The 24,718-nt window shown below is 68.2% G+C and carries 18 protein-coding genes and 3 pseudogenes; 12 read left to right on the plus strand and 9 right to left on the minus strand.

The genetic code is table 11. The features are described from left to right. Both JK363_RS39665 and JK363_RS39670 read right to left on the minus strand, forming a co-directional pair. Positions 1 to 438: pseudogene (locus JK363_RS39665) on the minus strand (transposase family protein); the annotation flags it as partial. Between the two features lie 192 nt (positions 439 to 630). Continuing rightward, a complete protein-coding gene (locus JK363_RS39670) occupies positions 631 to 1,260 on the minus strand; it encodes a winged helix-turn-helix transcriptional regulator (protein ID WP_201883198.1) in 630 nt (209 codons plus the stop codon). Positions 1,261 to 1,341: 81 nt separating this feature from the next. On the opposite strand from JK363_RS39670, the gene JK363_RS39675 reads away from it, so the two are divergent. From JK363_RS39675 to JK363_RS39685, 3 genes are read left to right on the plus strand one after another with little or no spacing between them, the layout of a single operon-like run. Beyond that, the gene (locus tag JK363_RS39675) at positions 1,342 to 2,094 is read left to right on the plus strand and encodes an MBL fold metallo-hydrolase (RefSeq protein ID WP_201883199.1); all 753 of its coding nucleotides are present in this window, start codon (positions 1,342 to 1,344) and stop codon (positions 2,092 to 2,094) included. Between the two features lie 23 nt (positions 2,095 to 2,117). Next, positions 2,118 to 2,762: an NAD(P)-dependent oxidoreductase gene (locus tag JK363_RS39680; RefSeq protein ID WP_201883201.1), complete on the plus strand. Its 645-nt coding sequence runs from the start codon at positions 2,118 to 2,120 to the stop codon at positions 2,760 to 2,762. A gap of 3 nt (positions 2,763 to 2,765) precedes the next feature. Then, a complete protein-coding gene (locus JK363_RS39685; RefSeq protein ID WP_201883202.1) occupies positions 2,766 to 4,031 on the plus strand; it encodes a multidrug effflux MFS transporter in 1,266 nt (421 codons plus the stop codon). Between the two features lie 6 nt (positions 4,032 to 4,037). Here the strand turns inward: JK363_RS39685 and JK363_RS39690 are convergent, their stop codons facing one another. Beyond that, on the minus strand, positions 4,038 to 4,820 hold the full coding sequence (locus tag JK363_RS39690; RefSeq protein ID WP_201883203.1) for a transposase family protein: 783 nt from the start codon (positions 4,818 to 4,820) through the stop codon (positions 4,038 to 4,040). Between the two features lie 154 nt (positions 4,821 to 4,974). Here JK363_RS39690 and JK363_RS39695 point away from each other — a divergent pair, with 154 nt between their 5' ends. Next, positions 4,975 to 5,253, plus strand: a complete 279-nt coding sequence (locus JK363_RS39695; RefSeq protein ID WP_201883204.1) for a hypothetical protein — start codon at positions 4,975 to 4,977, stop codon at positions 5,251 to 5,253. 463 nt (positions 5,254 to 5,716) lie between these two features. Here the strand turns inward: JK363_RS39695 and JK363_RS39700 are convergent, their stop codons facing one another. Both JK363_RS39700 and JK363_RS39705 read right to left on the minus strand, forming a co-directional pair. Beyond that, positions 5,717 to 6,622 carry a phosphotransferase gene (locus tag JK363_RS39700; protein WP_201883206.1) on the minus strand — a complete coding sequence of 302 codons (906 nt, stop codon included), beginning with the start codon at positions 6,620 to 6,622 and terminating at the stop codon, positions 5,717 to 5,719. Positions 6,623 to 6,661: 39 nt separating this feature from the next. Continuing rightward, positions 6,662 to 7,999, minus strand: coding sequence for a helix-turn-helix domain-containing protein (locus JK363_RS39705; protein ID WP_201883207.1), 1,338 nt, complete (start codon positions 7,997 to 7,999; stop codon positions 6,662 to 6,664). Positions 8,000 to 8,047: 48 nt separating this feature from the next. Here JK363_RS39705 and JK363_RS39710 point away from each other — a divergent pair. Continuing rightward, a protein-coding gene (locus JK363_RS39710; protein WP_201883208.1) for an IS5 family transposase occupies positions 8,048 to 8,856 on the plus strand; the annotation gives its coding sequence in 2 pieces (ribosomal slippage) (positions 8,048 to 8,390 and positions 8,390 to 8,856; 810 coding nt in all). 200 nt (positions 8,857 to 9,056) lie between these two features. On the opposite strand, the gene JK363_RS39715 is transcribed toward JK363_RS39710, so the two are convergent. Together JK363_RS39715 and JK363_RS39720 are read right to left on the minus strand one after the other, a co-directional pair. Beyond that, entirely contained in the window at positions 9,057 to 9,422 is a 366-nt protein-coding gene (locus JK363_RS39715; protein ID WP_201883210.1) for a hypothetical protein, read from the minus strand. 236 nt (positions 9,423 to 9,658) lie between these two features. Beyond that, on the minus strand, positions 9,659 to 9,973 hold the full coding sequence (locus JK363_RS39720; RefSeq protein ID WP_201883213.1) for a transposase: 315 nt from the start codon (positions 9,971 to 9,973) through the stop codon (positions 9,659 to 9,661). A gap of 116 nt (positions 9,974 to 10,089) precedes the next feature. Between JK363_RS39720 and JK363_RS39725 the strand changes: the two genes are divergently transcribed. The 5 genes from JK363_RS39725 to JK363_RS44480 all read left to right on the plus strand — a co-directional run bounded on the left by JK363_RS39725 (position 10,090) and on the right by JK363_RS44480 (position 18,943). Beyond that, positions 10,090 to 11,799 (plus strand): sensor histidine kinase, encoded by a 1,710-nt coding sequence (locus JK363_RS39725; protein ID WP_201883215.1) that lies wholly within the window; start codon positions 10,090 to 10,092, stop codon positions 11,797 to 11,799. After that, on the plus strand, positions 11,792 to 12,490 hold the full coding sequence (locus tag JK363_RS39730) for a response regulator (protein ID WP_201883216.1): 699 nt from the start codon (positions 11,792 to 11,794) through the stop codon (positions 12,488 to 12,490). The genes JK363_RS39725 and JK363_RS39730 overlap by 8 nt, the downstream gene beginning before the upstream one ends. Positions 12,491 to 12,669: 179 nt before the next feature. Next, entirely contained in the window at positions 12,670 to 13,452 is a 783-nt protein-coding gene (locus tag JK363_RS39735) for an ABC transporter ATP-binding protein (RefSeq protein ID WP_201883217.1), read from the plus strand. Between the two features lie 73 nt (positions 13,453 to 13,525). After that, positions 13,526 to 16,114, plus strand: coding sequence for an ABC transporter permease (locus tag JK363_RS39740; protein WP_201883218.1), 2,589 nt, complete (start codon positions 13,526 to 13,528; stop codon positions 16,112 to 16,114). 399 nt (positions 16,115 to 16,513) lie between these two features. Further along, entirely contained in the window at positions 16,514 to 18,943 is a 2,430-nt protein-coding gene (locus JK363_RS44480; RefSeq protein ID WP_307822068.1) for a LuxR C-terminal-related transcriptional regulator, read from the plus strand. 225 nt (positions 18,944 to 19,168) lie between these two features. On the opposite strand, the pseudogene JK363_RS44485 reads toward JK363_RS44480, so the two are convergent. Together JK363_RS44485 and JK363_RS39755 are read right to left on the minus strand one after the other, a co-directional pair. Next, a pseudogene (locus JK363_RS44485) lies at positions 19,169 to 20,955 on the minus strand (reverse transcriptase/maturase family protein). 685 nt (positions 20,956 to 21,640) lie between these two features. Further along, positions 21,641 to 22,481, minus strand: a pseudogene (locus JK363_RS39755) (IS5 family transposase). Between the two features lie 190 nt (positions 22,482 to 22,671). Here JK363_RS39755 and JK363_RS39760 point away from each other — a divergent pair. Together JK363_RS39760 and JK363_RS39765 are read left to right on the plus strand one after the other, a co-directional pair. Further along, positions 22,672 to 23,358: a TetR/AcrR family transcriptional regulator gene (locus JK363_RS39760; RefSeq protein WP_201883219.1), complete on the plus strand. Its 687-nt coding sequence runs from the start codon at positions 22,672 to 22,674 to the stop codon at positions 23,356 to 23,358. Then, entirely contained in the window at positions 23,351 to 24,706 is a 1,356-nt protein-coding gene (locus JK363_RS39765) for a serine hydrolase domain-containing protein (RefSeq protein ID WP_201883220.1), read from the plus strand. The genes JK363_RS39760 and JK363_RS39765 overlap by 8 nt, the downstream gene beginning before the upstream one ends. Positions 24,707 to 24,718 lie beyond the last annotated feature (12 nt).

A 24,718-nucleotide genomic window follows, 5' to 3' on the forward strand; every position in this document is an offset into this window, starting at 1 on the left:
AGCGCGGCCGAGGCCCAGACGAGACGTCCCGCAGCGTCCGCGATGACCTGGACGTTCATACCGTGGCGGCGATGTTTTCCGGAGTAATAAGGCTTCTGATGGTGGACACGGTCGATCGGGAAGGGTGCCGCCGAGGATCGCGTAGGCCAGGAGGCGAATCCGGGTCATGGCTGTCTGCAGGTGCTCGGCGGTCGCCGCGAGCAGGGTGATCGCTTCGCGGACGTAGCGCCAGGCGGTGGCCACCCCGATCTGGAAGCCGGCTGCCAGCCGGGTGAACGTGTCGCCGTTGCGAAGGTGGGCCAGCGCCAGGAGCGCTTGACGGCCGGGTTTGAGGCGGCGCCAGTGTGATCGGCGTTGCTGGCGATGGGTGCGGATCAGGTCGGCGAGGTGGTTCAGCGATCGGGTGGACAGCGGGATCGCGGCAGGGTAGGACAGCAACGAGGCTCCCGGGAGGGGCATCTTTCTTGGTCGATTGCTTGTCTTACCGGGAGCCTCACCCGACCCCGCGCTCTACCCCGATACGCGCCCTCAGCTGCCCAAAGCCAGTTGGAAAACGCTCAATGGACCGTTTTTGAGACCGGCGCAGACGCGGTAGAGCTTGAGGTCGCAGTCTCGCGAGCGGCCGGTCGTTCAGCGGGGCAGGATGCGCAGTACTGCCTCGTGTTCGCCGCTGAGCCGCAGGCCTTGCTGTACTGCGGCGCTCAGATCGAGGTCGCCGAGCAGGGTCGCGGCCAGCAGGTGCGGCGGTCCGGTCAGGGACGCGGTGGGGTGGTCGACCCGGCCGGCGTGGGTGTGCACCGAGCCGTCCTTGACTTCGATGACCAGGTCTTCGTTGCCGTCGGCGTGCAGTTGCAGGGCGATTGCCGGCTGGTCGGGGCGGTGGTCGGTCAGTGCCCGGGCGGGCATGTCCAGCCAGTGGGTGCGGAAGGTGTCGCTGCCGGCCGGCTCACGCAACAGCGGAATTCCCCATCGGCTCAGTTCCTGCAGCACCGGCTCCAGCGCGCGGCCACGCTCGGTGAGGGAGAACAGGGTGGTGGCCACCGGTGGCGGGGCGGCCTCGCGGTGGATCAGGCCGGCTTCCTCGAGTTCGCGGAGCCGGTCGACCAGCAGGTTGCTGGCGATCCCGGGCAGCCCGTTGCGCAGGTCGGTGTGCCGGCAAGGCCCCAGGGCGAGCAGTTCGCGGACGATCAGCAGGGTCCATCGGTCGCCGATGGTGTCCAGTGCTTTCGCGATGCCGCAGTACTGCCCGTAGGTGCGCATGCCACCACCCTACATTGCGACGTTGAGATTCAAAACTCTCTTGTTGACTTTCTCAACAACGTCGGTCTAGCGTCGCTGCCCATGACCACCACCCTTTCCGTGCGTCGGCTGGCCTGGGCCGGCGTCGAGATCCGTCTCGGCGACACCCGCCTGCTGATCGACCCGCTCGAGAACGTCGCTCCGCTGGCGCCGGTGATGGGGCCGCCGCACCGGCCGGTCGACCCGGTCGATACCCCGCCCGGCACCCACGCCCTCATCACCCACCTGCACCCCGACCACTACGACCACGACCTGATCGCCCGGATCGCGGCCACCGGCACGATCGGCTGCCACACCCCGAGCGCGGCCGGGCTGCGCGAGGCGGGCATCACCCCCGTTGCCCAGGACCTGGGCCAGTCACGGCGCATCGGAAAGCTGACCGTCACCCCGGTGACCTCGCTGGACTGGCGCGGCAACGACTGTGACCAGGTCGCCTGGGTCGTCGAAGGCACCGGCCGGCGGGTCATCCACTGCGGCGACACCCAGTGGCACGGCAGCTGGTGGCAGATCGCCCGCGACCACGGCCCGTTCGACGTCGCGTTCGTCCCGGTCAACGGCGTCATCGCCCACTTCGAGGGCTACGCGGCCAACGTCCCGGCGACCATGACCCCCGAGCAGGGCGTCGAGGCCGCCGTCGTACTCGGCGCCGGCACCGTCTGCGCCATGCACTACGGCCTGTTCCACAACCCGCCGTTCTACACCGAACAACCCGACATCGAGCAGCGCTTTCAGCACGCCGCCGACGAGCGGGGCATCACCGCGGCCATCATCGCCGACGGCCAGCCCGTCCTCTGACCATCAGAAACAAGGAGCAACACATGAAGATCGTCCTGTTCGGTGCCAGCGGCAACATCGGTCGGCCCACCACCGAGGAATTGCTGCGGCGCGGCCACACCGTCACCGCGGTCACCCGAGCCGGCCACGTCGACGGCCTCGAGCACAAGGCCCTGACCGTGACCACCGGTGACGTCACCGACCCCGCGGCGGTCGCCGGCCTCGCCGCCTCCCACGACGCCGTGCTCTCGGCCGTCGGCCCCCGGATCGGCCAGGAAAGCGACCGCGCCACGATCGTCGGTGCCGCCCGTGCGCTGATCGACGGACTCCGCCGAGCCGGCGTCACCCGCCTGGTCACCATCGGCGGTGCCGGTAGCCTGCGCACGCCGACCGGCGCCCGGGTCATGGACGACCCGGACTTCCCCGCGCTGTGGAAGGCCAACGCCCAGGCCCAGTCCGAAGCGCTCGACCTCTACCGCGGCGTGCACGACCTCGACTGGACGTACGTGTCGCCCGCCGCGGTCATCGGAGCGGGCGAGCGGACCGGGGCCTACCGCAGCGCCGGGGACACCCTGCTCACCGACGACGACGGCAACAGCCGCATCTCGTACGCCGACTACGCGATCGCCTTGGCCGACACGATCGAGAGCGGCACCGCGATCCGCCGCCGCATCACCGTGGCGTACTGAGCCATGAGCAACGACGCCGCCGGCCGGCACACCCGATTCATCGTCCTGCTCGCAGCGCTCGTGGCCCTGGGACCACTGTCCATCGACGGCTACCTGCCCGGACTGCCGGACCTCGCCGGCGACCTGCGCGCCAGCGCCGCGGCCACCCAGCTCACCATCACCGCCTGTCTGGCCGGGCTGGCCATCGGGCAGCTGATCGCCGGGCCGCTGAGCGACACCTACGGCCGGCGGCGTCCGTTGCTGGCGGGCCTCGCCCTCTACACGATCGCCAGCGCGCTCTGCGCGGTGGCACCCGACGTCCGGACCTTCGTCGGCCTACGCCTGGTCCAGGGCATCGGCGGGGCGTTCGGCATCGTCATCGCCAACGCCATGGTCCGCGACCGCACCTCCGGAACCCGCACCGCACGTCTCTTCTCCGCACTGACCTTGATCACCGGCCTGGCGCCGGTGTTCGCGCCGGTCCTCGGCGGCCAGCTACTGCGCGTCACGGCCTGGCCTGGAATCTTCGTGGCCCTGGCCGTACTCGGCGCCGTGATGCTAGCGGCCTCCGCCGCAGGACTGCCGGAGACCCGGCCCTCCGCGTCACGCCAGCCGCTGCTGGCTGTCGTCGGGCAGCTGCTCAGCGACCGGGTCTTCACCGGGTACGTCCTGGCCAACGGCCTGGTCTTCGCGGCGATGTTCGCCTACATCTCCGGCTCGCCGTTCGTCCTGCAGGAAATCCACGGCCTGTCACCGCAGCAGTACAGCGCCGTGTTCGCCGTCAACGCCGCCGGACTCATTGTGGCCGCCCAGATCAGCGGCCGGCTGGTGGCCCGGGCCGGCGCCCGCGTGCTGCTGCTCGCCGGTCTGCTGGGCGCGACAGCCGGTGGCACCACGGTCCTGGGCGCGGTGCTGGCACGGGCACCCCTGCCCGTGCTCCTGATCGGCCTGTTCGTCCTGGTCTCCAGCGTGGGCCTGGTCATGCCGAACGCCGCGGCCCAGGCCCTGGCCGACCACGGCGGACACGCCGGGTCGGCCGCCGCTCTGCTCGGCTTCAGCCAGTTCATGTTCGGCGGGGCACTTGCTCCGCTGGCCGGCGCGGGTGGCGCCACCGACGCCTTGCCGATGGGAATCATCGTCGCCGTGCTGCCGGCGCTCGCTCTGCTCACACTCGGCGTCCTCACCCGGTCGATGCCCGGTGAGCGCACTCGCAGGCCGGCTCGCCAAGGACCTGCCGGGCACCGGCGACCGCGCCGGCACATCGATCGCAGACGAGCCGGCATCCAGTGAGCCGTTTCATCCTTCGTAGCGCGGTGACTCGACGTGGTGCAGGACGAGGATGGCCTGCACGATTGCGGTGGCTCGGCGCGGGCAGCAGCGCTGCTTGACCAGGATTCTCCAGGTTTTGAGGGTAGCGATGGCCCGTTCGCCGCGAGCGCGGATCTTCGCGTGGGCGCGGTTGACGGCCTTCTGCCGCCGGGACAGCTTGGGCCTGAATCGACGTCGTTTGAACGGCGTGCGGACGCTTCCGCGGGCGCCTTGGTACCCCTTGTCGGCGAAGGTCATCACCTTCTCGCTGGTCAGCGCGTCGATGATGCCGTGGGCCCGGGCGGCGGTCAGATCATGCGCCGAGCCGGGTAGTGCCGGTGACGCCCAGACGAGCCCGCCGGCGGCGTCCGCGATGACCTGCACGTTCACGCCGTGCCGTTTGTGTTTGCCGGAGTAGTACGGCTTCTGGTCGGCGACCCGGTCGATCGAGATCAGCGTGCCGTCCAGGATCGCGTACGCCAGCTGCCGGATGCGCCGCATGGCGGTGTCCAGGCCGTCGGCGGCTGCGCTGAGTAGGGAGATGGCTTCCTGAACGTAGCGCCAGGCGGTGGCGACGCCGATCTGGAAGCCGGCCGCGAGGCGGGTGTAGGTGTCACCGTTGCGCAGGTGGGCCAGGGCGAGCAGGGCTTGGCGACCGGGCTCGAGGCGCCGCCAGCGGGACCGGCGCTGCTGGCGGTGGCCGCGGATGCGGTCGGCGAGGTGGTTCAGGGTCCGGCTGGACAACGGAATCGTGGCGGGGTAGGACAGCATGGCGAGGCTCCCGATCGGGGCTTCGAGTCTTGGTCGACAGCTGTCCTATCTGGAGCCTCGCACCCCTCAATCATCGGGTCCGCCACACCACCCTGAGCTGCAACATCAGCTTGGAAAAGGCTCGCTCTTACACGTCCATGGCGATGGAGTCAGGATGCGGTTATCGGTGAACCCAGCGGCCTGGACGCTGGCCTGTGCCTGGCGGGGATTGGACCTGCCGTACCTCATCTACGGCCCCGCCATCGTCACCGGGCCGACTGCCGGGGGCGCCGCTCAGGGGCTGACTGACAGGCTGCTGGCCGAGGCCGAGGACGTGGCCCGCCGTGTGGAGGAACTGCGCAATGAGTGGTCCACCCGGAGACCGGCCTCCGAGGACGCCGCTCGCCGTGAACTGCTGGCGTATGCGCGACGAGTGCTCCGCTCCTCGCCGTGATGCAACCGTCTTGGCGGAGGTTTTGGAATGACCGACAGCCGCGGGCGCCAACGTCATCCGCCTCAGCGAGTGCTTCCCTCCGGGCAAAACACAAGAACGCCCTCCCCACTCGGTCAGCCACTTCCAACAGCTTTGCCACCGCCTCGCGAGCTGAAGATCACCAACAGCTCCGGAACTGCGGTCAGAGTCACAATCAAAGAGCCCATCAATTGTTGTCTCGGACCGCTTATGCCTGTCCATCACAAGCACATCGAGTCCGTCCAGGCCGATCTTTCGTCCGACCTGCGTCAACGGCCCCACATGCCGTCAATGTGCAGCGGCAATGGAAGCTAGCGCTCACATCTGAGTCAATGTCCCAAGACACAAGGATCATGCGGCCGCTGCACACCATGGAAGGCCTCAGGCACCACCGGATGTGACGCCGGGGGTAAACGGCCCACTCGGCGGGAAACCTGACTTGTCATCAGAGCAGCTTCCACTGCACACACCTGTCCTGACGACGAAGCCCGTTCACACGTCGCTCAACCTCCTGCAAGCTGCTTGGAGCATGGTTGACCTTCCGCGCATTGGTGGTGATCATCTGCAGCTCACGGATTGCGGCCAAAGTACAGTACCCCGGCCAGCGTGTGACATCCCAGCCGTAGGCCTCGGCGAAGGCCGTGTAATGCCCTTGTCCATGGCCGAAACGCCGGCAGTGAACCTCCAGGGTGACGAGATCCCACTCCGGCTGGCCGACAGCCACGGTATCCCAGTCGCAGAGGACGGCTTCGCCTTCACCGGTGTGGAGGGCGTTTCGGTGCTGCGGATCGCCCTGTATCACCCCCTCTGGTAGCTCGAACTCCACCGCACCAAGGTCGGCCTCAAGCTGATCGGCATACTCGGCCAGAAACGACAGTGCCTCTTCGGGTAGGCAGGTGATCGCCGCGAGCGACCGGCGGATCGTAGTGAGGTTGTCGTGATGCGGTAGGGCCACGGGCGGCGTGGTGATTGTGTGGAGCGCGCCAAGAGGCTTGGCGAGCTGGGCCGCAGCAACCGGTTGATCAGGCTGGGGCAGGTAGGACCAGAAGGTAATGGCTTGCCGGTCAATGACGACCGGCTGGTCGGGAGGAAGCAGCGGGACGGTGGGGAATCCAGTATCCATAAGCCAGCGGACGAATTTGACCGTGCGCGCTACGTCATCGACGCGCGATCCCCTTCGTGCGATCTTGGCAACGACATGTTCCTTTTCGAGAAGGATGACCGCATTGGTGTGCCCTCGAAGGAGGCGTGCGTCGGAGCAGTCAAGACCGATGGTCGCGCAGCCTCGTTTCAGGACCTGATGCATCTCGGACTCATCGAACCCGCCAGGGGCAGGCGCCGCTTCTGTCATGGGGTCCAGGCTGGCCGATGAGAGGCGATGCTGTCACCTCTATCCGGGAGGGCAGCCAAGGATCTCGTGTAGCTGTCGTGCAGCTCGACCTCTTTGGGCATCAGAGGGAAGGGCACCGATAACCTCGCGAGCTCGCTGTTCCACGATCGGAGTGCGGTGCTCCGGGGCGATTCTCAGGAACGTGATGCTAGCAAGTTCGCACGCCTTGACCGGATTGCCCTCGTGGGCCAAGCAGATGGCCTTCTCGAAACCGAGGAGTGCTGGGTCGATTCCTGTCTTGGTCGGGTAGAGCCGAAGGGCGGCCTCCTGAACGCGACGTGCCTGGTCTGTTCGGCCCAGAGCTGTCAGGGTCCCACTCTCGTATAGCCTAAACCGTCTCTCGGGAAAAGCGAATGCGTCGTTCTCTGTTGAGCCTCCGGCCTTGCTTTGCTCGAACGCCGCAGTCGCGTGCCGAAGCGCAGCATCCGCACCCTCGACATCACCCAACTTCGCCAAGGCGCGCGCCTCGGCGGCTGACGCGAACGCCGTAGTGGCGCTGGGCCGACCGCGGCATATGATCCGAGCCTCCCGGGACAGACTGACCGCCGCCTCGAGCGGACCATAGTAGAAGGGCAGCATCGCGGCCTGTGCCCTCACCCTCGCCCGCACCTCGGTGTTGCCGCTGTCATCCGCCGCGTTGCGCGCCGTGGCGTACCAGGACTGCGATCGGGGCAGTTGTCCCAGCTTCATCAAGGCATCAGCGATCAAGGTGGCGAGCATGGCAGTCAACTCCGACAGCCGGACCTGGACGGCAGCTGGCTGCCGGTCCACTGCCAGGTCCTCTACCTCCGACAAGTGACCGAGGAGCACTGCGATCATCGGCGCAGGTGGCGTGTAGACATATTGCTCGCGCGCCCAGAGCACCTGCTCATCCAACAGGTCCAGCTGGGTCGCGCTGACAGTACCAACCGCCAGTGTACGGTCCACCGACCTTCGTGCCGCGTCCACTTGCTGTTCGAAAGTCCCGGCGACCCCCGGCCCCAGCGAGGTCGGGGGTGCAACTAGCGGATCAACCAGGACAGCAGCACTCGACGAAACCTGGATGGCAACGGCTGCGGGCCCATACCCCAAATCCTGGGATCCGCACCCGTAGTACTCGCAGAGCAGTCCGACGGTGGCAGGGCGCGGTTGGTGCCGGCCAGTCTCCCAGTGTCCAAGCTGATCACCATCCACCCGTGGAGAGTCTGCACGCCCCTTGCCCAGGGTGTTCAGACCGTCAGCGACTTCCTTCAGGGTCAGACCCCGGGCCAGGCGCTGGGCGCGCAGCGAGGTTACCGAGCAGTGAACCCGGATGGCTTGTGCCACCTGGCAGGGGGACTCGCCACGCCGGTAGGCCATCTCCCTTAGACGTCGTTTCTGATGGCGTGATCGCTCGTTGAGCCGTGCATGACGGATCTGGTCGAGCGGTTGGTGCCGGACGAGTTGTGGGTGCTGTTCCGGCGGGTGGTCCCGCCGACGGAGGTCATACGCCCGCAAGGCGGCGGCCGCCGACGGGCCGGTGACCGCGCATGCCTGGCAGCGATCATCTTCGTGGCCGCCTCGGGCTGCACGTGGCGGCAGCTGCCGCCGGTATTCGGGCCGGCCTGGCCCACCGTCTACCGGCGCTTCGCCCAGTGGAGCCGGGACCGGGTATGGGCCAGGCTCCACCGCGTCATCCTCGACGAGCTCGGTGCCCGCGGCGAGTTGGACTGGTCGCGGTGTGCGATCGACTCCGTCAGCGTCAGGGCGGCAAAAGGGGGCCACTGACCGGACCGAATCCGACCGATCGCGGCAAGAGCGGATCGAAAATCCACCTGATCACGGACCGCAACGGGCTACCTCTATCCCTGGGCGTCTCCGGCGCCAACATGCACGACAGCCTCGGACTGGAACCGCTCGTGCGCGGGATCCCGCCCATCCGCTCCCGGCGCGGCCCACGCCGCCGGCGTCCGGCCAAGCTCCATGCCGACAAGGGCTACGACTACGACCACCTGCGTCGATGGCTCCGTAAGAGAGGCATCCGCCACCGCATCGCCCGCAAGGGCATCGAGTCCTCCACCCGGCTGGGTCGCCACCGTTGGGTCGTCGAAAGGACGGTTTCCTGGCTCGCCGGATGCCGCCGCCTGCACCGTCGCTATGAACGCAAGCCCGAGCACTTCCTCGCCTTCGTCGGCATAGCCGCAACTCTCATCGGCTACCGCCGACTCACCAAGTGAAACGACGTCTAAGGGCCTTCCCGGGCGCTCTGCTTCCTCCGCCGACTGGGGCATCCGCGGTGGCCGTTGATGTCGGGGCGGTCGGTGTGCTGCCAGGTGGACGTGGGGCGTCCCCACCCCGATCGTTCCGGGTGGGGACCGTTCGTCACCTTTCTGTTCACAGATCAGGTCCGGGAACACTGTTCCCAATCGCTAGGAGCCTATGCGGCCGCCTGAATAGCGACACTGTCGATGACCCATCGTGCCCCAGCGTTGTCGTTGGCTGGTGCCGGCGGTGTCGGGAAGAATTCACTGCTGGGAGGAATGCCCAACTCGTAGGTCCTGGTGACCCTCGGCGAGGCAGAAGGCGACGGACCACTCGGATCGTTCCACACCCACGTGATCACGACGTTCTGCTGAACGCCAGGTGTTACTTCGACCTGCCAGACGCACACCTCAGGGTCCAGGGCCATGCAATGATAGTCTCCCGCCGCAGCAGTGGCGACGCCCGAGGCACCCAGAATGAGCCCTCCCGAGACGCCAACAGCGACAATGAGCTTGGAAAGACTTCTGCCGAGCTTCCGCATCTTCTCTCCTTGTGTCTCTTTGTTCCTGGGCTGTATCTGACACACACGCTGGCTGTATTTGCTTCTCCTCCGTGTTTCAAGTGAAGGAGGCACGGTGTGCCGGAAGTCCAGCCTGGGGGTGACCGCACGGGACCGATGCCGAACCAGATGATCTGGGCCGGCCCTCTGCCTCGTCTGCGATGCGTCAAAGAATGGCCCCCGCAAGGCAGCCGATGAATCCGTCATCTGACGGATATTCAAGGGTTGCTGGGAAGCAGGGCTCTTTCAAATTCTGATGATCTTGGATCGTTGCGGGCGATGGAAGGGCTCGTAGGACACTCGCGGAGGCCGGCTGCGATGTTCGTGCGGCCCGCCGCACGGAGCTGGTTGACCGCGAAGCTGCGCAGGACGCCTCGGGGGTCCGGTCCGTGACCGGTACGGACTTTCGAGGCGTCCTCGGCGAAGGTGGTGTCGCGGACGAAGTGGAGCCGGTTCTCGATGGTCCACTGCGAGCGGACGATCGCCGCGAGGCGTTCTGGGGACGCCTGGCGGCTGGTCAGGTCGGTGATCACGTAGACCGTCTCGCGGCTGGTGTCCGCTTTCCGTCAGGGCCTCTGTCTTTTGGCAGAGGCGGGGTCGCCCCCAAGGACCAGGTAGGCCCTGCTGCGGGAGCGTGATAATCGGCGTTATGTCGTTCAGCGCTCCGCCCGTCACCGAGAACCGCCCGGCCCGAAGCCTCTTTGCGGGGCCCGGGGAGTGCGGGTGGCGGCTGTGGCGGGCGGCGGGCGAGGCGGTCCCGGCCGGGGCGCTGGTGCTGCTCATGTGCCAGGGTGGCGGGACGGTGAGCTACCTCAGGCTGGAGGGCGGGGCGGCGGCCCTGGGGCTCATCGGCGTCGCGTTGGTGCTGGTGTTGGTGCGGCGCCGGTTCCCTGGGGCCGGCGTGATCGGGTTGGCGGCGTTGATGGGGGTGGTGCCCGCCGTGGCGCCGCTGACCGCGGTGGTCGCCTACACTGCGGCCCGGCAGATTCAGATGTCGCGGCGGCGTGCCGGGCTGCTGTTCGCGGCGGTCGCCTCGGCACCGGTGACCTGCGTGGTGTTCGCGCCCTGGATGGGGTTTTCCAGATGGGAGTTCGGTCTCGCCCTTGGTGCGGTGCTCGCCACCATCACGGTCGTCGTGCCGGGGCTGGTCGGCGTCGCCGCGGGGCAGCAGGACCGGCTGCTGCGGGCGTTGCGGGAGCGAGCCGCCGCCGCCGAGGAGGCGCGGCGGCTGGCGGACAGTGAATCCCGGTTGCGTGAGCGGTCGCGTATCGCCGCGGAGATGCACGATCTGGTGGGGCACCGGCTGAGCCTGGTCTCCTTGCACGCGGGCGGGCTGGAGATGGCGCTGCTCAAGGAGGCGCCCGCGCTGCGGGACGAGGCCGCTCTGGTGCGTAGTGCCACGCGCGATGCGATGCAGGAGCTGCGGGCGGCGCTGGGGGTCCTCGGCCCGCTGGCGAGGGACACCGGCACGGATGCGCTGACCGATGCGACAGGCACCCGCGCGGACGTCGAGGCGCTGGTCGAGGAGTCGCAAAGCGGCGGTATTCCCGTCGCATTCACCTGGGAGGGACCCGATCTCGACGCTCGGCCGGCCCGGGTGCGGCGGGCGGTCCACCGAGTGGTGCGCGAGTCGCTCACCAACGTTCACCGGTATGCGACCGGGGCCCACGTGACCGTCGCCGTCCGCCACACCGACGAGCGGGTGGCAGTCCAGGTGCGCAACGGCGTTCCGCCCACCCCGCCCGCCGCCGCGACCGGGCTCGGCTCCGGGCAAGGGCTGACCGGGCTGCGGGAGCGGGTGGCGCTGCTCGGCGGCGCCCTGGAAGCGCACCGGACGCCCGGTGGCGGCTTCGCCGTGGAGGCTGACATCCCCACCACCCCCGGCCCCGGTACGGAGACGGCGGACGCGGCGCCGTACGACAACGGGCCGGTGGCCGTCGACGAGCCCGGCAGTGGGCTCTCCGCCCTCCAGCGGCGCCTCGGTGACGCCGTCACCGGGCTGCTCGGCCTGGTGGGGGTGGGCGTGTTGATGATGTTCGGGCTTGTGCTGGTGGACCAGGCGCAGCACGCTCCCGAACCCCCGAGCGGCGAGGAGCCCCGGTTGGGGATGAGCAGGAAGCAGGTGGAGGGCGCCGTGGGATGGGACAGCAACGCGTCGCGCGCGGCCGCCGCCGGGCGCGAGCCGCCGCGGCCGGGTTCCGCCACGGACTGCATGTATCCGTACACGGGCGAGAAGCTCAAGAGTGGGCGGCTGGAGATCGTCCGCTACTGCTTCCGGTCCGACACTCTGATCGCGACCGACCGCTTTACCGTTCCGATGGTGACCGAACCGCACGGTGGGAGAAGGACACATGACTGACCAGGCCAACTCCACGGGCTCCCAGGCGGATTCCGCGATCCGGGTGCTGCTCGCCGACGACGAGCAGATGATCCGGCACAGTGTCCGGATGATCCTCCAGCACGCCGACGGCATCGAGGTGGTGGGCGAGGCGGCCAACGGCGCCGAGGCCGTCCGGCTCGCCGCCGAGCACGGGCCCGATGTGGTGCTCCTCGACGTCCGTATGCCCGTACTCGACGGGCTCGCGGCCGTCGAACCGCTGGTCGCCCACGACCCCAAGCCGCAGGTGGTCATGCTCACCACCTTCGATGACGAGGAGAACGTCATCCGGGCCCTGCGGGCGGGCGCCACCGGCTTCCTGCTCAAGGACGAGCGGCCGCAGGAGCTGATCCGCGCGGTACGGGCCGCGGCCGCGGGGGACGCGGTGCTCTCGCCCGGCGTCACCGGATCCGTCATCCGCCGGATGCTGGACGGCGGCTCGGCCGGTGTCGGAGCCGCCGCCCCGGACAGCAGGGTGGCGGGGCTGACGGACCGGGAGCGGGAGGTACTGGTCATGCTGGGGGCGGGGCTGTCGAACCTGGAGATCGGCACGCGGCTCGGTATCGGGGTGGGGACGGTCAAGACCCATGTCGGGTCGATCCTGGGGAAGACGGGGTGCGAAAGCCGGGTGCAGGCGGCGCTGCTGGCGCACCAGGCCGGGCTCATGAGCTGAGCCCAGGATGTGGCCGTCGACTCTGTCATTGGGCAGAGAGGCCGTGGTCCGTGAGGGTGACATGGCCCGGGCGGGTCTGACCTTCGGCAGGTGGCACATCCCCGCCCTGAGAGCGACGAGTTGAGGGGTGTGCCGCGGCCACGATGGTCGGGAGCCCCGCACCCGACCCAGGAGTAGCCATGTCGCAGTCCGCCACCCAGACCACCCGCCTGAGGGCACCCTCCGGTGCCGCCGCCCGCGCCATGGGACTGACCAAGGTCTACGGCGAGGGCCAGACGCGCGTCGTCGCCCTCGACTCGGTCTGCGTGGAGTTCGGGCGCGGCCGGTTCACCGCGATCATGGGGCCGTCCGGCTCCGGTAAGTCGACGCTGATGCACTGCATGGCGGGGCTCGACTCGCTCTCCGAGGGCTCTGCCCACGTTGGTGACACCGAGTTGTCCAGCCTGGGCGACCGACAGCTCACCAAGCTCCGACGGGAGAAGATCGGCTTCGTCTTCCAGGCGTTCAACCTGCTGCCCACGCTCAGCGCCATCGAGAACATCACGCTGCCTATGGACATCGCCGGCCGCAAGCCCGACCAGGAGTGGCTGAAGCTGACCGTGGGGACTCTCGGCCTCTCCGGGCGGCTACGGCACCGCCCCTCGCAGCTCTCCGGCGGCCAGCAGCAGCGCGTCGCCGTGGCCCGCGCGCTGGCCGGCCGACCGGAGATCATCTTCGCGGACGAGCCGACCGGCAACCTTGACTCCCATTCCGGCGCGGAGGTTCTGGGCTTTCTGCAGGAATCCGTACGCGGGCTGGGGCAGACGGTCGTGATGGTCACCCACGACCCGGTGGCCGCCTCCTACGCGGACCGCGTGATCTTCCTCGCCGACGGGCGGCTCACCGACGAACTGGCCGCCCCCACTCCCGAGTCCGTGCTCGACCGTATGCGGATCCTCGACACCAACGGACCGGTGAGATGACGCGCCATCCCGCACGGCTCGTCCACCCGCAAGGCTCCCTGTCCCCCGCATCACTCCAGGACTGAATCCGACCATGCTTCGTACAGCTCTGCGCAACGTCCTTGCGCACAAAGCCCGATTGATCATGACCGTGCTCGCGGTCATGCTGGGCGTCGCCTTCGTCGCCGGCACCCTAGTCTTCGGTGACACCACCGCGAACGCCTTCCGCACGGCCACCGGCACAAGCCTCAAGGGCGTGGCCGTCTCCGTACAGTCCCAACAGTCCCAGGAGCCGCCCGGTGCCGCGGCGGCGGGCGGCCCGGACGGCAAGCCGTCCAGCACGCTCAACACCGCGCTGGCACACAAGATCCGCGCGCTGCCCGGCGTCGCCGCGGTGCGCCCCACCGTCATCGGCGAGGTCACCGTGGCCGGCAAGGACGGTCTGCCGGTCAACACCGACAAGGCCCGGCAGCACCTGGCCACCAACTACCTGCCTGGCAAGGACAGCCGCATCTCGCTGAAGGAAGGCCGTGGACCCGCCTCCGAGGGCGAACTGGCGCTGGACGCCAAGACCGCCGAGAAGGCCGGCTACCGGATCGGCGACACCGTCCGCTTCGCCATCGACGGGCCCGCTCTGGCCAAGAAGCTGGTCGGCACCGTCTCCACCGACGACCCGCGGGTCAACGCCGGGGGCACTCTCACGCTCTTCGACACCAGGACCGCACAGAAGCTCTTCCTCCACCCCGGCCAGTTCCACGAGATCGCGGTCGCGGCCAAGGACGGTACCGACCACCGCGAGCTGACCGACCGGGTGCGGGCACTGCTCCCCGACAAGGGCGCCAAGGCCACCAGGGGCGAAGACCTGGCCGCCGAGCAGGCCGACCAGATCGTCGAGGGCACCGGGGCCCTCACCAAGGCCCTGCTCGGCTTCGCCGGCATCGCGCTGTTCATCGGCGCGTTCATCATCGCCAACACCTTCACCATGCTCATCGCCCAGCGCAGCCGGGAAATCGCGCTGGTGCGAGCCGTGGGCGCCTCGCGCCGTCAGGTCGTACGCTCCGTCCTCATCGAGGCCGCCCTCCTCGGGCTCGGTGCCTCCGCCACCGGATTCGTACTCGGGATCGGCATCGCCGTCGCCATGCGCCCGCTGCTCAACGCGAGCGGCGCCGGGCTGCCCGACGGACCGCTGGTCATCTCGTCCGGGACGCTTGTCTGGTCGCTCGTGGTCGGCGTCCTCATCACGGTACTCGCCGCCTGGCTGCCCTCCCGCAAGGCCGCGAAGATCGCCCCTGTGACGGCGCTCAGCAGCGTCGACCAAGCCCCGCCGGCCCGCGCCCTGGTGGTCCGCAATGTGCTCGGTGCCCTGCTCACCGGGGCCGGGGTGCTGGTGATGGTGTATGTCTCCACGCTCACCACCACCGCCAAGTCCAACCTGATGACCGCGATGCTCGGCGGTGTACTGACCCTCGTCGGCGTGATCGTGCTGGCCCCGCTGCTCTCCCGGCCGCTGATCACCCTGGCCGGCCAGGCCACCACCCGCCTCTTCGGCGTCACCGGCAAGCTGGCCAAGGAGAACGCGCTGCGCAACCCGCGCCGCACCGCCGCCACCGCATCCGCCCTGATGATCGGGCTCGCCCTGGTCACCGGTCTGACCGTGGTCGGGCACTCCGCCGAGCGCGCTCTGGTCGCGGATGCAACCCAGGGCCTGTCCGCCGACTACAAGGTCTCCAACGGCTCCTTGAGCGGTACCGGGCTCGACGTTGGCGCGGCCGCCAAGATCGCGCGAGTGCCCGGGGTCGCCACGGCCGTCCCCACCACCACGGCGGGGTTCGACACCAAGGGCGGGTTCGCCCAGATCACCGGTACGGACCCGAAGGCGTTCGGCAAGGCCGCGCGGCTCGACTTCCGCGCGGGTTCGCTGCGCGACATCGGCCCCGGGAAGATCGCGGTCTCCGACGAGCTCGCCGACAAGGGCGGGCTCAAAGTTGGCAGCACCCTCAACGCGGGCACAACCACCGGCCGGGCCGAGAAGGAGAGGAAGGTGAAGCTGAAGGTCGTCGCCGTCTACGCCAAGACCCCCACCATGGAGGATGCACTGGGCACGCTCGCCGACGTCCTCCCGTACTCCGACAACAAGAAGCTCGAAGAGGTGCTGGTCAAGGCCGAACCCGGCCAGGCCGCGGGCCTTGAGCGGAAGATCCGTGCCGCGCTCGGTGACAGCCCGCTGATGGAGGTCCAAAGCCACGAGCAGGCCATCAACGACGGCGGCAGGGCGATCAACCTAGTCCTCAAGATGATGTACGGGCTGCTCGGCATGGCCCTCCTCATCTCGGTCCTCGGCGTCGTCAACACCCTGGCCATGTCGGTCTTCGAGCGCACCCGCGAGATCGGAATGCTGCGAGCCATCGGCCTCGACCGCTCCGGCATCAAGCAGATGGTCCGGCTGGAGTCGGTGGTCATCTCGATGTTCGGCGCGGCGCTCGGCATCGGCACCGGCATCTTCCTGGCCTGGGCCGGAAGCGGCATGGCGAGTTCGACGATGGACGCGTACGAGACGGTCCTGCCATGGGGCCAGCTGGTGATTCTCCTGGCGCTGGCGCTGGCGATCGGTGTCCTGGCAGCAATCTGGCCGGCCCGCCGGGCGGCCCGCCTGAACATGCTCCAGTCGATTCAGTCGAGCTGAACCGAGCAGCGCAAGACCGGGCCACGGCGCGCACCACACCCGCTGCACCGTGGCCCGGGACATCGACAACACCAAGCCAGTAGCCACGGAGGGCGATGCCGTATGCCGGTCCACCGCCACACCACTGCACAGGGAGAGCCCGCCGGCTCTGACGTACCGACCAGCGCCCCGGAAGAGCGTGCTTGGGGCAACTCTCCTCGATCAGGTAGCGGCGGCCGCCGACTTCGAGCCGCTGACGGCTGTGGCGAGCCGGCCGAGCTGGACGTGTTCGCCCTGCTCCCGTGGGGCGGGCGCCCTACATGATCTGTGTGGTCAGACGATTTCCCGACAGCATGGAGGGGCTTCGATGCCTCGGCGGTCGGGAGCCTGGCAGGCGAGTTGGAAGGCGAGACCGCGGCTATGCGCGAGAACCATCAGGGCAGTGATCGTCTCTCCCCCGCAGACCGGGCGGGTGGTGTCACCTCCGGGGCGGGTTCGGGCCGGGAGGCGGGCAATCTGCCGACAGAGGTAACGAGTTTCGTCGGGCGCCGGCGGGAGGTGTACGAGGCACGGCGGTTGCTGGCCCACACCAGGTTGCTCACGCTGACCGGGGCGGGCGGTGTGGGCAAGACCCGGCTGGCGCTGCGGGTCGCGGCCGAGGTGCGGCGCTCGTTCCCCCAGGGGGTATGGGTGGTGGACCTGGCCCCGCTGAATGACGGCGCGCTCCTCGCACAGACGGTTCTGGCCGCACTGGGGCTCGATCACGACTCGGACCGACCAGCGCTGCCAGTACTGGCGGGCCATCTCGCGGGCAGGCGGCTGCTGCTGGTGTTGGACAACTGCGAACATCTGCTGCCCTCCTGTGCGGAGCTGACGCGCTCCCTGCTCGCATCGGCGCCCGGGCTCCACGTCCTGGCCAGCAGTCGGCAGGCGCTGGGGGTCGACGGTGAGCACCTGCTGCCCGTGCCGCCGCTGTCGACACCGGCCCCGGACCGCCCGCCGCCGCTGGCGGTCATGCCGCAGTACGAGGCGGTGCGGCTGTTTACGGACCGGGCCTCGGCGGTTGTTCCCGGCTTCACCCTCTGCGATGACCAACGGGTGGCCGTCGCGGGGATCTGCCACCGGCTCGACGGTATTCCGCTGGCCATCGAGTTGGCAACGGCTCGGTTGCGGGTCCTCTCCCCGCGCCAGATCCTCGAACGCCTCGATGGCTGTTTCACCGTGCTCGCACGAGGCTGCCGCGCCACCCCACTCCGTCAGCGAACGCTGCGCGCGACCATCGACCGGAGCTTCGAGCTGTGCACATCACCCGAGAGACGGTTGTGGGCACGCCTGTCCGTCTTTTGCGGGGGTTTCGATCTGGAGGCAGCAGAAGAGGTCTGCACGGGGGACGACCTCTCCCGGGGGGAGATACTCGACGTGGTGACCGGGCTGATGGACAAGTCCATCCTGATCCGAGAGGACCACCGCGGCCAGGTGCGCTTTCGCATGTTGGAGATGATCCGGCAGTACGGCCGCGACCTGCTCGACGAGGACGCGGGGAGCGGGGAGCCCGAGTCCGTGCAGCGCCGCCACCATGATCACTACCAACGCCTGGCTGCCCGCGCGGAATCCGAATCGCTCAGCCCCCGCCAGATGGCCTGGTTCGCCCGTCTTGGCCTGGAGCATGCCAACATCCGCGCCGCCCTGGAGTTCTGCATGAGCACACCGAGGGAGGCCGACAGCGGGCTCCGTCTGGTCACCTCGTTGTGGAGCAACCGGATCGGCGCGGGCGGGGTGGAGGAGATGCGCCACTGGCTGGGCCGGGCCCTGGCACAAAGCCCGGAGCCCAGCCTCCTTCGGGCCAAGGCGCTGGGGATTGACGGATGGCTGGCCTACATGCGCGGGGACACCGCCGCTGGGAAAGCCCGGCTGGCCGAGTGCCAGGGGGTCGCCGAGACACTGGGCGACGCGGAGTCACTCGCCCACGCGGTGCGGTTCGCCGGCCTGGCAGCGCTCTTCCACAACGACTACCGCCGGGCCATCTCCCTTCTGGAAGACGCCCTTGACCGCCATCGGGCACAGCAGGACCGGGCAGCTCAGTGGCAGACACTGTTCCTGCTCAGCCTGGCCTGTTGCCTGTCCGACGACCCCCGGGCCACGGACCTGGGCGAGGAGTGCCTGGCCCTGAGCACCACCCACGACGCACAATGGTCCCGCTGCTACGCGCTGTGGGTGCTCGGACTCCAGCAATGGCTCTGCGGGGACATCCAGCGCGCGGTCACCCTGCTCCAGGACGCGCTGCGCGACGAACGGCCCGCCCACGACCTGCTCCTCACCGCCCTGTGCCTCGACGTCCTCGCCTGGGCCACAGCTCACACCGGGCGCTCCCACCAGGCAGCCAAGCTGCTCGGCGCGGCACAGGCCCTCTGGCAGTCGGTCGGATGCGTCCTGCCCGGCGCCGACCGCCTGCTGCACCACCACAATGAATGCCGCTCACACCTGCAGAGAGCACTCGGCGAGGCGCCGTTCGCCACCGCCGTGCAGACAGGTGCCGAACTCACCCTTGACGAAGCGGTCGACTGCACAGTCGACCGGCCACACTCACCCACGCCCATGCCCACACCCGCGTCGACCGAGGAGAACGCGCCGACGCCGCTGACGCGACGGGAGAAGGACGTCGTCGACCTACTCGCCCAGGGGCTGACGAACAAGGAGATCGCCACCAAGCTCGTGATCTCCCCGCGCACCGCAGGAACCCACGTCGCCAACATCCTGGGCAAGCTCGGCTTCACCTCCCGCACCCAGATCGCGACCTGGGCCGTCGAACATCGCGCGCCAAGCCGCCCAGGCCCCGACTCGCGCCCGTGATCCGCTGTGGTCTTCTCGTAGCGGGTGGCGATGCCTCGCCACTGTTTGAGACGGGTTGCTTGGGTAAGCCGCGCGGCGAGGTGCCCGCTCTGGGCAGGTCCTTTTCCGTGCGGCCCCCTCCGAGTGAAGTAGGCCGCCGACGAGGTGCCTCTGGTTGAGGTCCTTTTCCGACGGCCCCTTCCCGAACCGGAAGGCGGCTTTCACCGCATCTCGGCTCTCCAGTAGTCATTTCCGGGTGGTGGCTGTGGCGCGTCCCGCATGGATGTCGCGATGGCACGCCGCGCAGACCACAAGGGTCTTGCGTCGTCGTTGCGCCATCACACGCACCCATACCGATGGTTCCGACCGACCCGGCTTCTTGAGGTCCGCGAGCTTACGGATGTGGTGAACTTGCAACCCTACCCGCGACTCACACATCTCGCACTGTCCGGCCAAGAGCCGATGGATCAACTCATTGCCCCAGACAGTAGCCATAGTCGATTTGATATCGGCGATAGCAGTAGTGCGCTGCTGGCGAAGGGAAATCCCGCCGAAGCGGGCGATCAGTGGTTTCCTGCCTCGGTCGCGCTGCATTGTGACTTGGAAGCAGGCGCGTGGTCCCTCCGCTGTCATGGTGACCGCCTTGTACTTGCAGGCCATTTTTGTGGCGGTGGACCTGTGCTTCCTTGCCAGGGTCTTGAGCAGTGAGAGCTCCATGACCCGGTGCAATGGGCCCAGGCGATAGACATCCTGGGCGAGGAGGTAGTACTAGACGAACCCGCGATACTCTGACCCGTACTTCGCGACGATAGTGAAATCCTCATCGTGGAGTAGCAGGCCTCGCATCGCTGGCTTCCCGCGCTTCATGTAGCGGGCACACCGCTTGCGGATCACGTCCCGGGGCACAAACAGGCCGATCTTCCCGTTGACCATCCGGCGACCACGGGTGATCTTCGTGTCGGCTCGCTGGGTCCTGATCGCGTAGCCGAGGAACCTCGCCGCCTGGCTGGCGGCGTGGGTGATCAGGGTCTTGGGTTCGGACAGCTCCAGCCTGAGTTCATCACGCAGGAATGCCGTGCCTTCTCCTTGATTTCTTCTGCCTCGTGCTTGGGACCAGCGAACCCGAGCAGGAAGTCGTCGCAATACCGTACGTACCGAAGGCGCCGGTAGCCGGGATCATAAGGGTCCAGGCTCGGCAGGGAACGGCGTTCGCGCCGTAGCGCGCTCACCTTTTCCTTATCGCCTCTCCGTGTCCCCGTTCTGATCTTGCTATTGGTCCACTGGTACGCGGGGTTGGGGCGACGTCGCCTGCCCACGTTGTACTCCGGAATCAACTGCTGCTCGACCCACTGGTCGAACCGGTCCAGGTAGATGTTGGACAGGATCGGCGAAGCCACGCCGCCCTGCGGCGCACCGCTGAGGGTGGCGTTCCACCGCCAGTCCTCCAAATACCCAGCCTTAAGCATCCGGTCGATCAGTTGCAGGAACCGGCCGTCGTGGATGTGCTCGGCCAATATCGAGAGCAGGATCTCGTGATCCAGGCTCCCGAAGTAGTCGGCAAGATCGCCCTCGACGAACCATGTCGTCCCAGTCCAGGTGTTGGCCACCTCGCGCAAAGCGGTGTGACACCCCCGGCCGGGGCGGAATCCGTGGGAATGGTCAGAGAACCGCACGTTGTAGTACGCCTCAAGTAACAGGCGCACGACTTCCGCGACGATCTTGTCCGACCACGGCGGCATGCCGATCGGGCGTCGGCGTCCGTCTTTCTTAGGCACGTATACCCTCCTGGCCGGCGACCATCGGTAGGTCTCCGAGCGGAGTGCACCAATGATCGTATCGATCTTGGCCAGGGACATGCCGTCCACGGTTTCCCGAGTGACCCCCGGCGTCATCGCCCCAGCATTCGAGTAGATGCGCCCATAAGCCAGCAGGAACAGTTCCCTGTTGAACAGCTGCCGGTACAGCCTCTCCAGCGGCAGACCTTTCCTGCCGCGTTCCCGGATGACGTCCAGGACGGTTTCAGCACTCTGCATTCCGCATCCCTCCCCGTCTGAACTTCCTGACTACCTGTGCCCCTTCGCCCTCATTCCGGTTCTCCCGGACCTCGTGGCCGGTCGTTACTCCGGCGACTACTACGGGCACTCCGTCACCGATAGGGCTCGCGCCCCGTAGGTGATCCCGTGGTACGTCCTCGCTGTACGTATCGAGCGCGACGTAGGCCGCCCACTCATCCCCTCACCCGTCCTCACTGGACGATGTCGCGCGCCGCGGAAGTTACCCCGACCCCTAATCCATGCCGAGGTACGACGCCGCCGCCGGTTTCAGGCATCATTCCGGCGGACGCTGAAATTCATCACTGGGGATTGGACTTCGAGCAGTTCAGCTCTGGCCATATCGCGCGGGTCTTGCGGAGCCCCGCCCTGAATGCCTCCGGACGGCCACCGCTTTCCCGACATGCTCTTGTCCCCTTCACCTTTCGGCTCCAGGTAAGTCGGGTGACCCAAGAACCTCCTTCCGAGTTCCTCCCGGCTGCATCGGGGATACAACGAGGCGCCTCACGGCACACATTGGGCTTCAAGCAATTCAGCTTTGGCCATATCGCGCGGGTCTCGCGGCGCCCCGCCCCGGACGCCTCCGGACGGCCACCACTTCCCTGACATGCTCTTGTCCCCTCGCGCTTTCGCGTCCAGGTAAGAACTCGCGCGGATAGGCGTGGGGTTACGGGCATCGCCTCGGGCGGTTGTCCCAGCGGTGGGTGGTCCAGGATCGTCGGATCAGGCTGCGGACGGTGATGATCGTGTCCGCGAGGTCGAAGAAGGCGTCGATCACGACGGCGCGGCGTTCGTAGCAGCGGGAAAGACGGTGGAAGGCGTTCTGCCAGGCGTGGGTGCGCTCGACGTGCCACCGCCGGCTCGCCTGAATCGGTGCTTTCTCGCCCTTGTGCGCTATCCGACCGTGCAGCCCGCGTTCGCCGAGCAGGGCGCGGGTCTTGTTCGAGTCGTACCCAGCGTCCAGGTGCACCGTGATGTCGTCGGGCAGCGGCCCGAGTTCCGCGAGGCGGTCCAGGGTCGGGCCAGCAGCGGAGAGTCGTGACAGTTCGCCCCGGCCAGAACACGGCCGAGCGGGATTCCGTAGCCGTCTGTCATGCCGGAGCGTTTCAGGCTCTGTTTCCCCGGTCGACCGGGGAACGCCCGGCGACCTCGCCGCCGCCAGGTGCCTTGGTGAGGGAGCCATCGATGGCGATCTGATGCAGCATCAGGCCGACGATGCGATCGTAGGAGTCGAGCGCGATCCGCTTCAACTGGCTGAAGATGCCCAGGCGGATCCACTCATCGCGACGGCTGCGGATGGTGCTGGCCGAGCAGGTCGTGTCAGCGATCGCCTCGTAGGGGCAGCCGAACCGCAGCAACTGCAGAAGCTTGTCGAACACGATCCGGTCACTGATGCGCGGACGGTGGCAGCGCAGAGGATGGTGCGGGTGGTAGAGCGGCCGCTGGGGCAGCAGCGCCGAGAACTGGTCCCACAGCGGTTCGGTCAGCCATGACGGAAGAACAGGCACAGGTCTCCCTGGTGATCGCAGAGCGTCGCGCTGGGGCTGGCGGCAGCGATCGCCTCGACTGCCTGCGTCCGGCTGATAAGCCCTTCCCGAACGTCGCCGCATTCATGGTGGCACTCCAGAGTTGACCATCCCACCCCAGCATTGTCATCATTGATGACAATGCTGGTGATTGCGAGAGTGAGGGACGGACATGGCTGTGGGCAAGGGCTGGGCGGTGCGGTTGTCGCCGGAGCTGATCGTGGAGGCGGCCGTGCGGATCGCGGCGCGGGCGGAACCGGACGGGCTGACCGGACGGACTCTGGGAGAGGAACTGGGCGTGGACCGGTCGGCGGTGTGGCGGCATTTCGCCGACCGGGACGCGCTGCTGCTGGCGGTGGGTGACCGGCTGCTGGCCATGGCCGTGGAGCGAGTGCCCGACGGCCTGGGGCCGCGGGAGGTTCTGCAGGAGCTGGCCCGCTCCCTGGTGGAGGTCTTTGAGGCCCACCCGTACGTCGGTGCGGCCATCGCGTGCCGGACCACCCGCGGCCCCGGGGAGTTCGCCGCGATGGAGATGATGCTCGCGGCGCTGGAAGAGATCGGTCTGGACGAGGGCAGTGTGGCCCGCTACCAACGGATGCTCGCCGACACCGTGCTGGCGTACGCGGGCATGCGTGCCGGGTATACCGCGCTCCCGCAGGAGGTGCGCGCCGCCGACGAGCATGCCTGGGCCGCAGCGTACGCCACCATCTCCCCCGAGCGCTATCCGGCCATCACTACGCACCTGCCCCACCTGGCCGCGCAGGACGACGAGGCCGTCTTCCAGACGCTGATGGAGGCGTTCTGGCTGGCCGTCGACGCAACCGTCCGCACCACCCCCAAGGACGACGCCGATGTCTGACCATCGCCCTGCTGTGGAAGCCGCCGACGAGGCTGACGAGGCTGTCGACACGGACCAGAAAGCCCCCCAGGACAGCGGTCCCGAACCGGCAGCCAGCTCCCGGTCCGCTTCCGCTGCCGGTCCCACCACCCGGGCCGTGGAGCCGACCGACCGCACCGTGGCCGCCTCGCGTTCTGCAACGCCGCGGACACGGCGCGTACTACGGCGCACCCTCATCGCGCTGCCGGTGACGCTTGGCGTGCTGGTGGCCGGATCCTACACGGCCACCGCGCTGCTGGACATCCCCTCCCCGCCCACGCTGGTCCAACTGCTGACCACCGAGCCCTCGCGGCAGGGCGACCTGTTCGACTCCCGCACAGTCCCCGCCTCCGCCACGCCGGCACCCCTGCCCGTCCACGACGAGTCGCTTCCTGCAACCGTGCCATGGAAGGGCGAGCGGGTGCCGGTCGAGCAGTTCCTGACGACTACCCACACCAATGCCTTCCTTATCCTCAGGAATGGCCGGCTGACCAACGAGTGGTACCGCGGCGGGGTGGGCCCCACCACCCGCCTGTCGTCCTGGTCGGTCGCCAAGTCGGTGGTGTCCCTTCTCGCCGGGCAAGCCATCGAACAGGGAAGACTCCGGGAAGACGACCGGCTGGTCGATATCCTGCCCCAGCTGAAGACCGGCGGGGCCTACGACGCCATCATGGTGCGCGACCTGCTGGACATGACCTCGGGCGTGGACGTCCCGGAGAACTACAACCAGTACTACCCGCTGACCGGCACCGCCCGGATGTACCTCACCCGGGACCTGCCCGCCTTCGCGCAGGACCATCGCGACCTGCAGTTCCCGCCCGGCAGCCAAGGCGCCTACCGCAGCATCGACACCGAACTCCTCGGCCAGGTCCTGGCCAAGGTCCAAGGACGGCCGCTGGCCGACCTCCTGGCGGACAACATCTGGGCACCGATGGGAGCACAGGACAGCGCCACCTGGAACCTTGACCACGACAACGGCCACGAGAAGGCGTACTGCTGCATCAACGCCACCCCCCGCGACTACGCCAAGCTCGGCCAGCTCGTCCTGAACAACGGCCGCGCCCAGGGCAAACAGATCATCCCCATGGCATGGATCAAGCGCATCGCCACCCCAGCACCCCACAAAGTCGACGGCTGGGGCTACTCCGCGCAGTGGTGGCATCCCCCCGGCGGCAACGGCAAGGACTACTCCGCCCTCGGCGTGTACGGGCAGTACATCTACGTCGACCCCGTAAGCAGGACCGTCGTGGTGAAACTCAGCGACTACGGGGACCAGCAAGACGAACAGGAGACCTTCGACGCCCTGCGCGCCATCGCTCAGAGCGGCTGACCTGTGCCTGCC

The organism is Streptomyces coffeae, from assembly GCF_016741875.1.
GTDB classification, from domain to species: Bacteria; Actinomycetota; Actinomycetes; order Streptomycetales; family Streptomycetaceae; genus Streptomyces; species Streptomyces coffeae.

Bases quoted from the DNA above. Each gene is read 5' to 3' on its own strand.
- JK363_RS39670 (WP_201883198.1), bottom strand. From the start codon at position 1,260: ATGCGCACCTACGGGCAGTACTGCGGCATCGCGAAAGCACTGGACACC.
- JK363_RS39675 (WP_201883199.1), top strand. From the start codon at position 1,342: ATGACCACCACCCTTTCCGTGCGTCGGCTGGCCTGGGCCGGCGTCGAG.
- JK363_RS39680 (WP_201883201.1), top strand. From the start codon at position 2,118: ATGAAGATCGTCCTGTTCGGTGCCAGCGGCAACATCGGTCGGCCCACC.
- JK363_RS39685 (WP_201883202.1), top strand. From the start codon at position 2,766: ATGAGCAACGACGCCGCCGGCCGGCACACCCGATTCATCGTCCTGCTC.
- JK363_RS39690 (WP_201883203.1), bottom strand. From the start codon at position 4,820: ATGCTGTCCTACCCCGCCACGATTCCGTTGTCCAGCCGGACCCTGAAC.
- JK363_RS39695 (WP_201883204.1), top strand. From the start codon at position 4,975: ATGCGGTTATCGGTGAACCCAGCGGCCTGGACGCTGGCCTGTGCCTGG.
- JK363_RS39700 (WP_201883206.1), bottom strand. From the start codon at position 6,622: ATGACAGAAGCGGCGCCTGCCCCTGGCGGGTTCGATGAGTCCGAGATG.
- JK363_RS39705 (WP_201883207.1), bottom strand. From the start codon at position 7,999: ATGGCCTACCGGCGTGGCGAGTCCCCCTGCCAGGTGGCACAAGCCATC.
- JK363_RS39715 (WP_201883210.1), bottom strand. From the start codon at position 9,422: ATGCGGAAGCTCGGCAGAAGTCTTTCCAAGCTCATTGTCGCTGTTGGC.
- JK363_RS39725 (WP_201883215.1), top strand. From the start codon at position 10,090: ATGTCGTTCAGCGCTCCGCCCGTCACCGAGAACCGCCCGGCCCGAAGC.
- JK363_RS39730 (WP_201883216.1), top strand. From the start codon at position 11,792: ATGACTGACCAGGCCAACTCCACGGGCTCCCAGGCGGATTCCGCGATC.
- JK363_RS39735 (WP_201883217.1), top strand. From the start codon at position 12,670: ATGTCGCAGTCCGCCACCCAGACCACCCGCCTGAGGGCACCCTCCGGT.
- JK363_RS39740 (WP_201883218.1), top strand. From the start codon at position 13,526: ATGCTTCGTACAGCTCTGCGCAACGTCCTTGCGCACAAAGCCCGATTG.
- JK363_RS44480 (WP_307822068.1), top strand. From the start codon at position 16,514: ATGCGCGAGAACCATCAGGGCAGTGATCGTCTCTCCCCCGCAGACCGG.
- JK363_RS39760 (WP_201883219.1), top strand. From the start codon at position 22,672: ATGGCTGTGGGCAAGGGCTGGGCGGTGCGGTTGTCGCCGGAGCTGATC.
- JK363_RS39765 (WP_201883220.1), top strand. From the start codon at position 23,351: ATGTCTGACCATCGCCCTGCTGTGGAAGCCGCCGACGAGGCTGACGAG.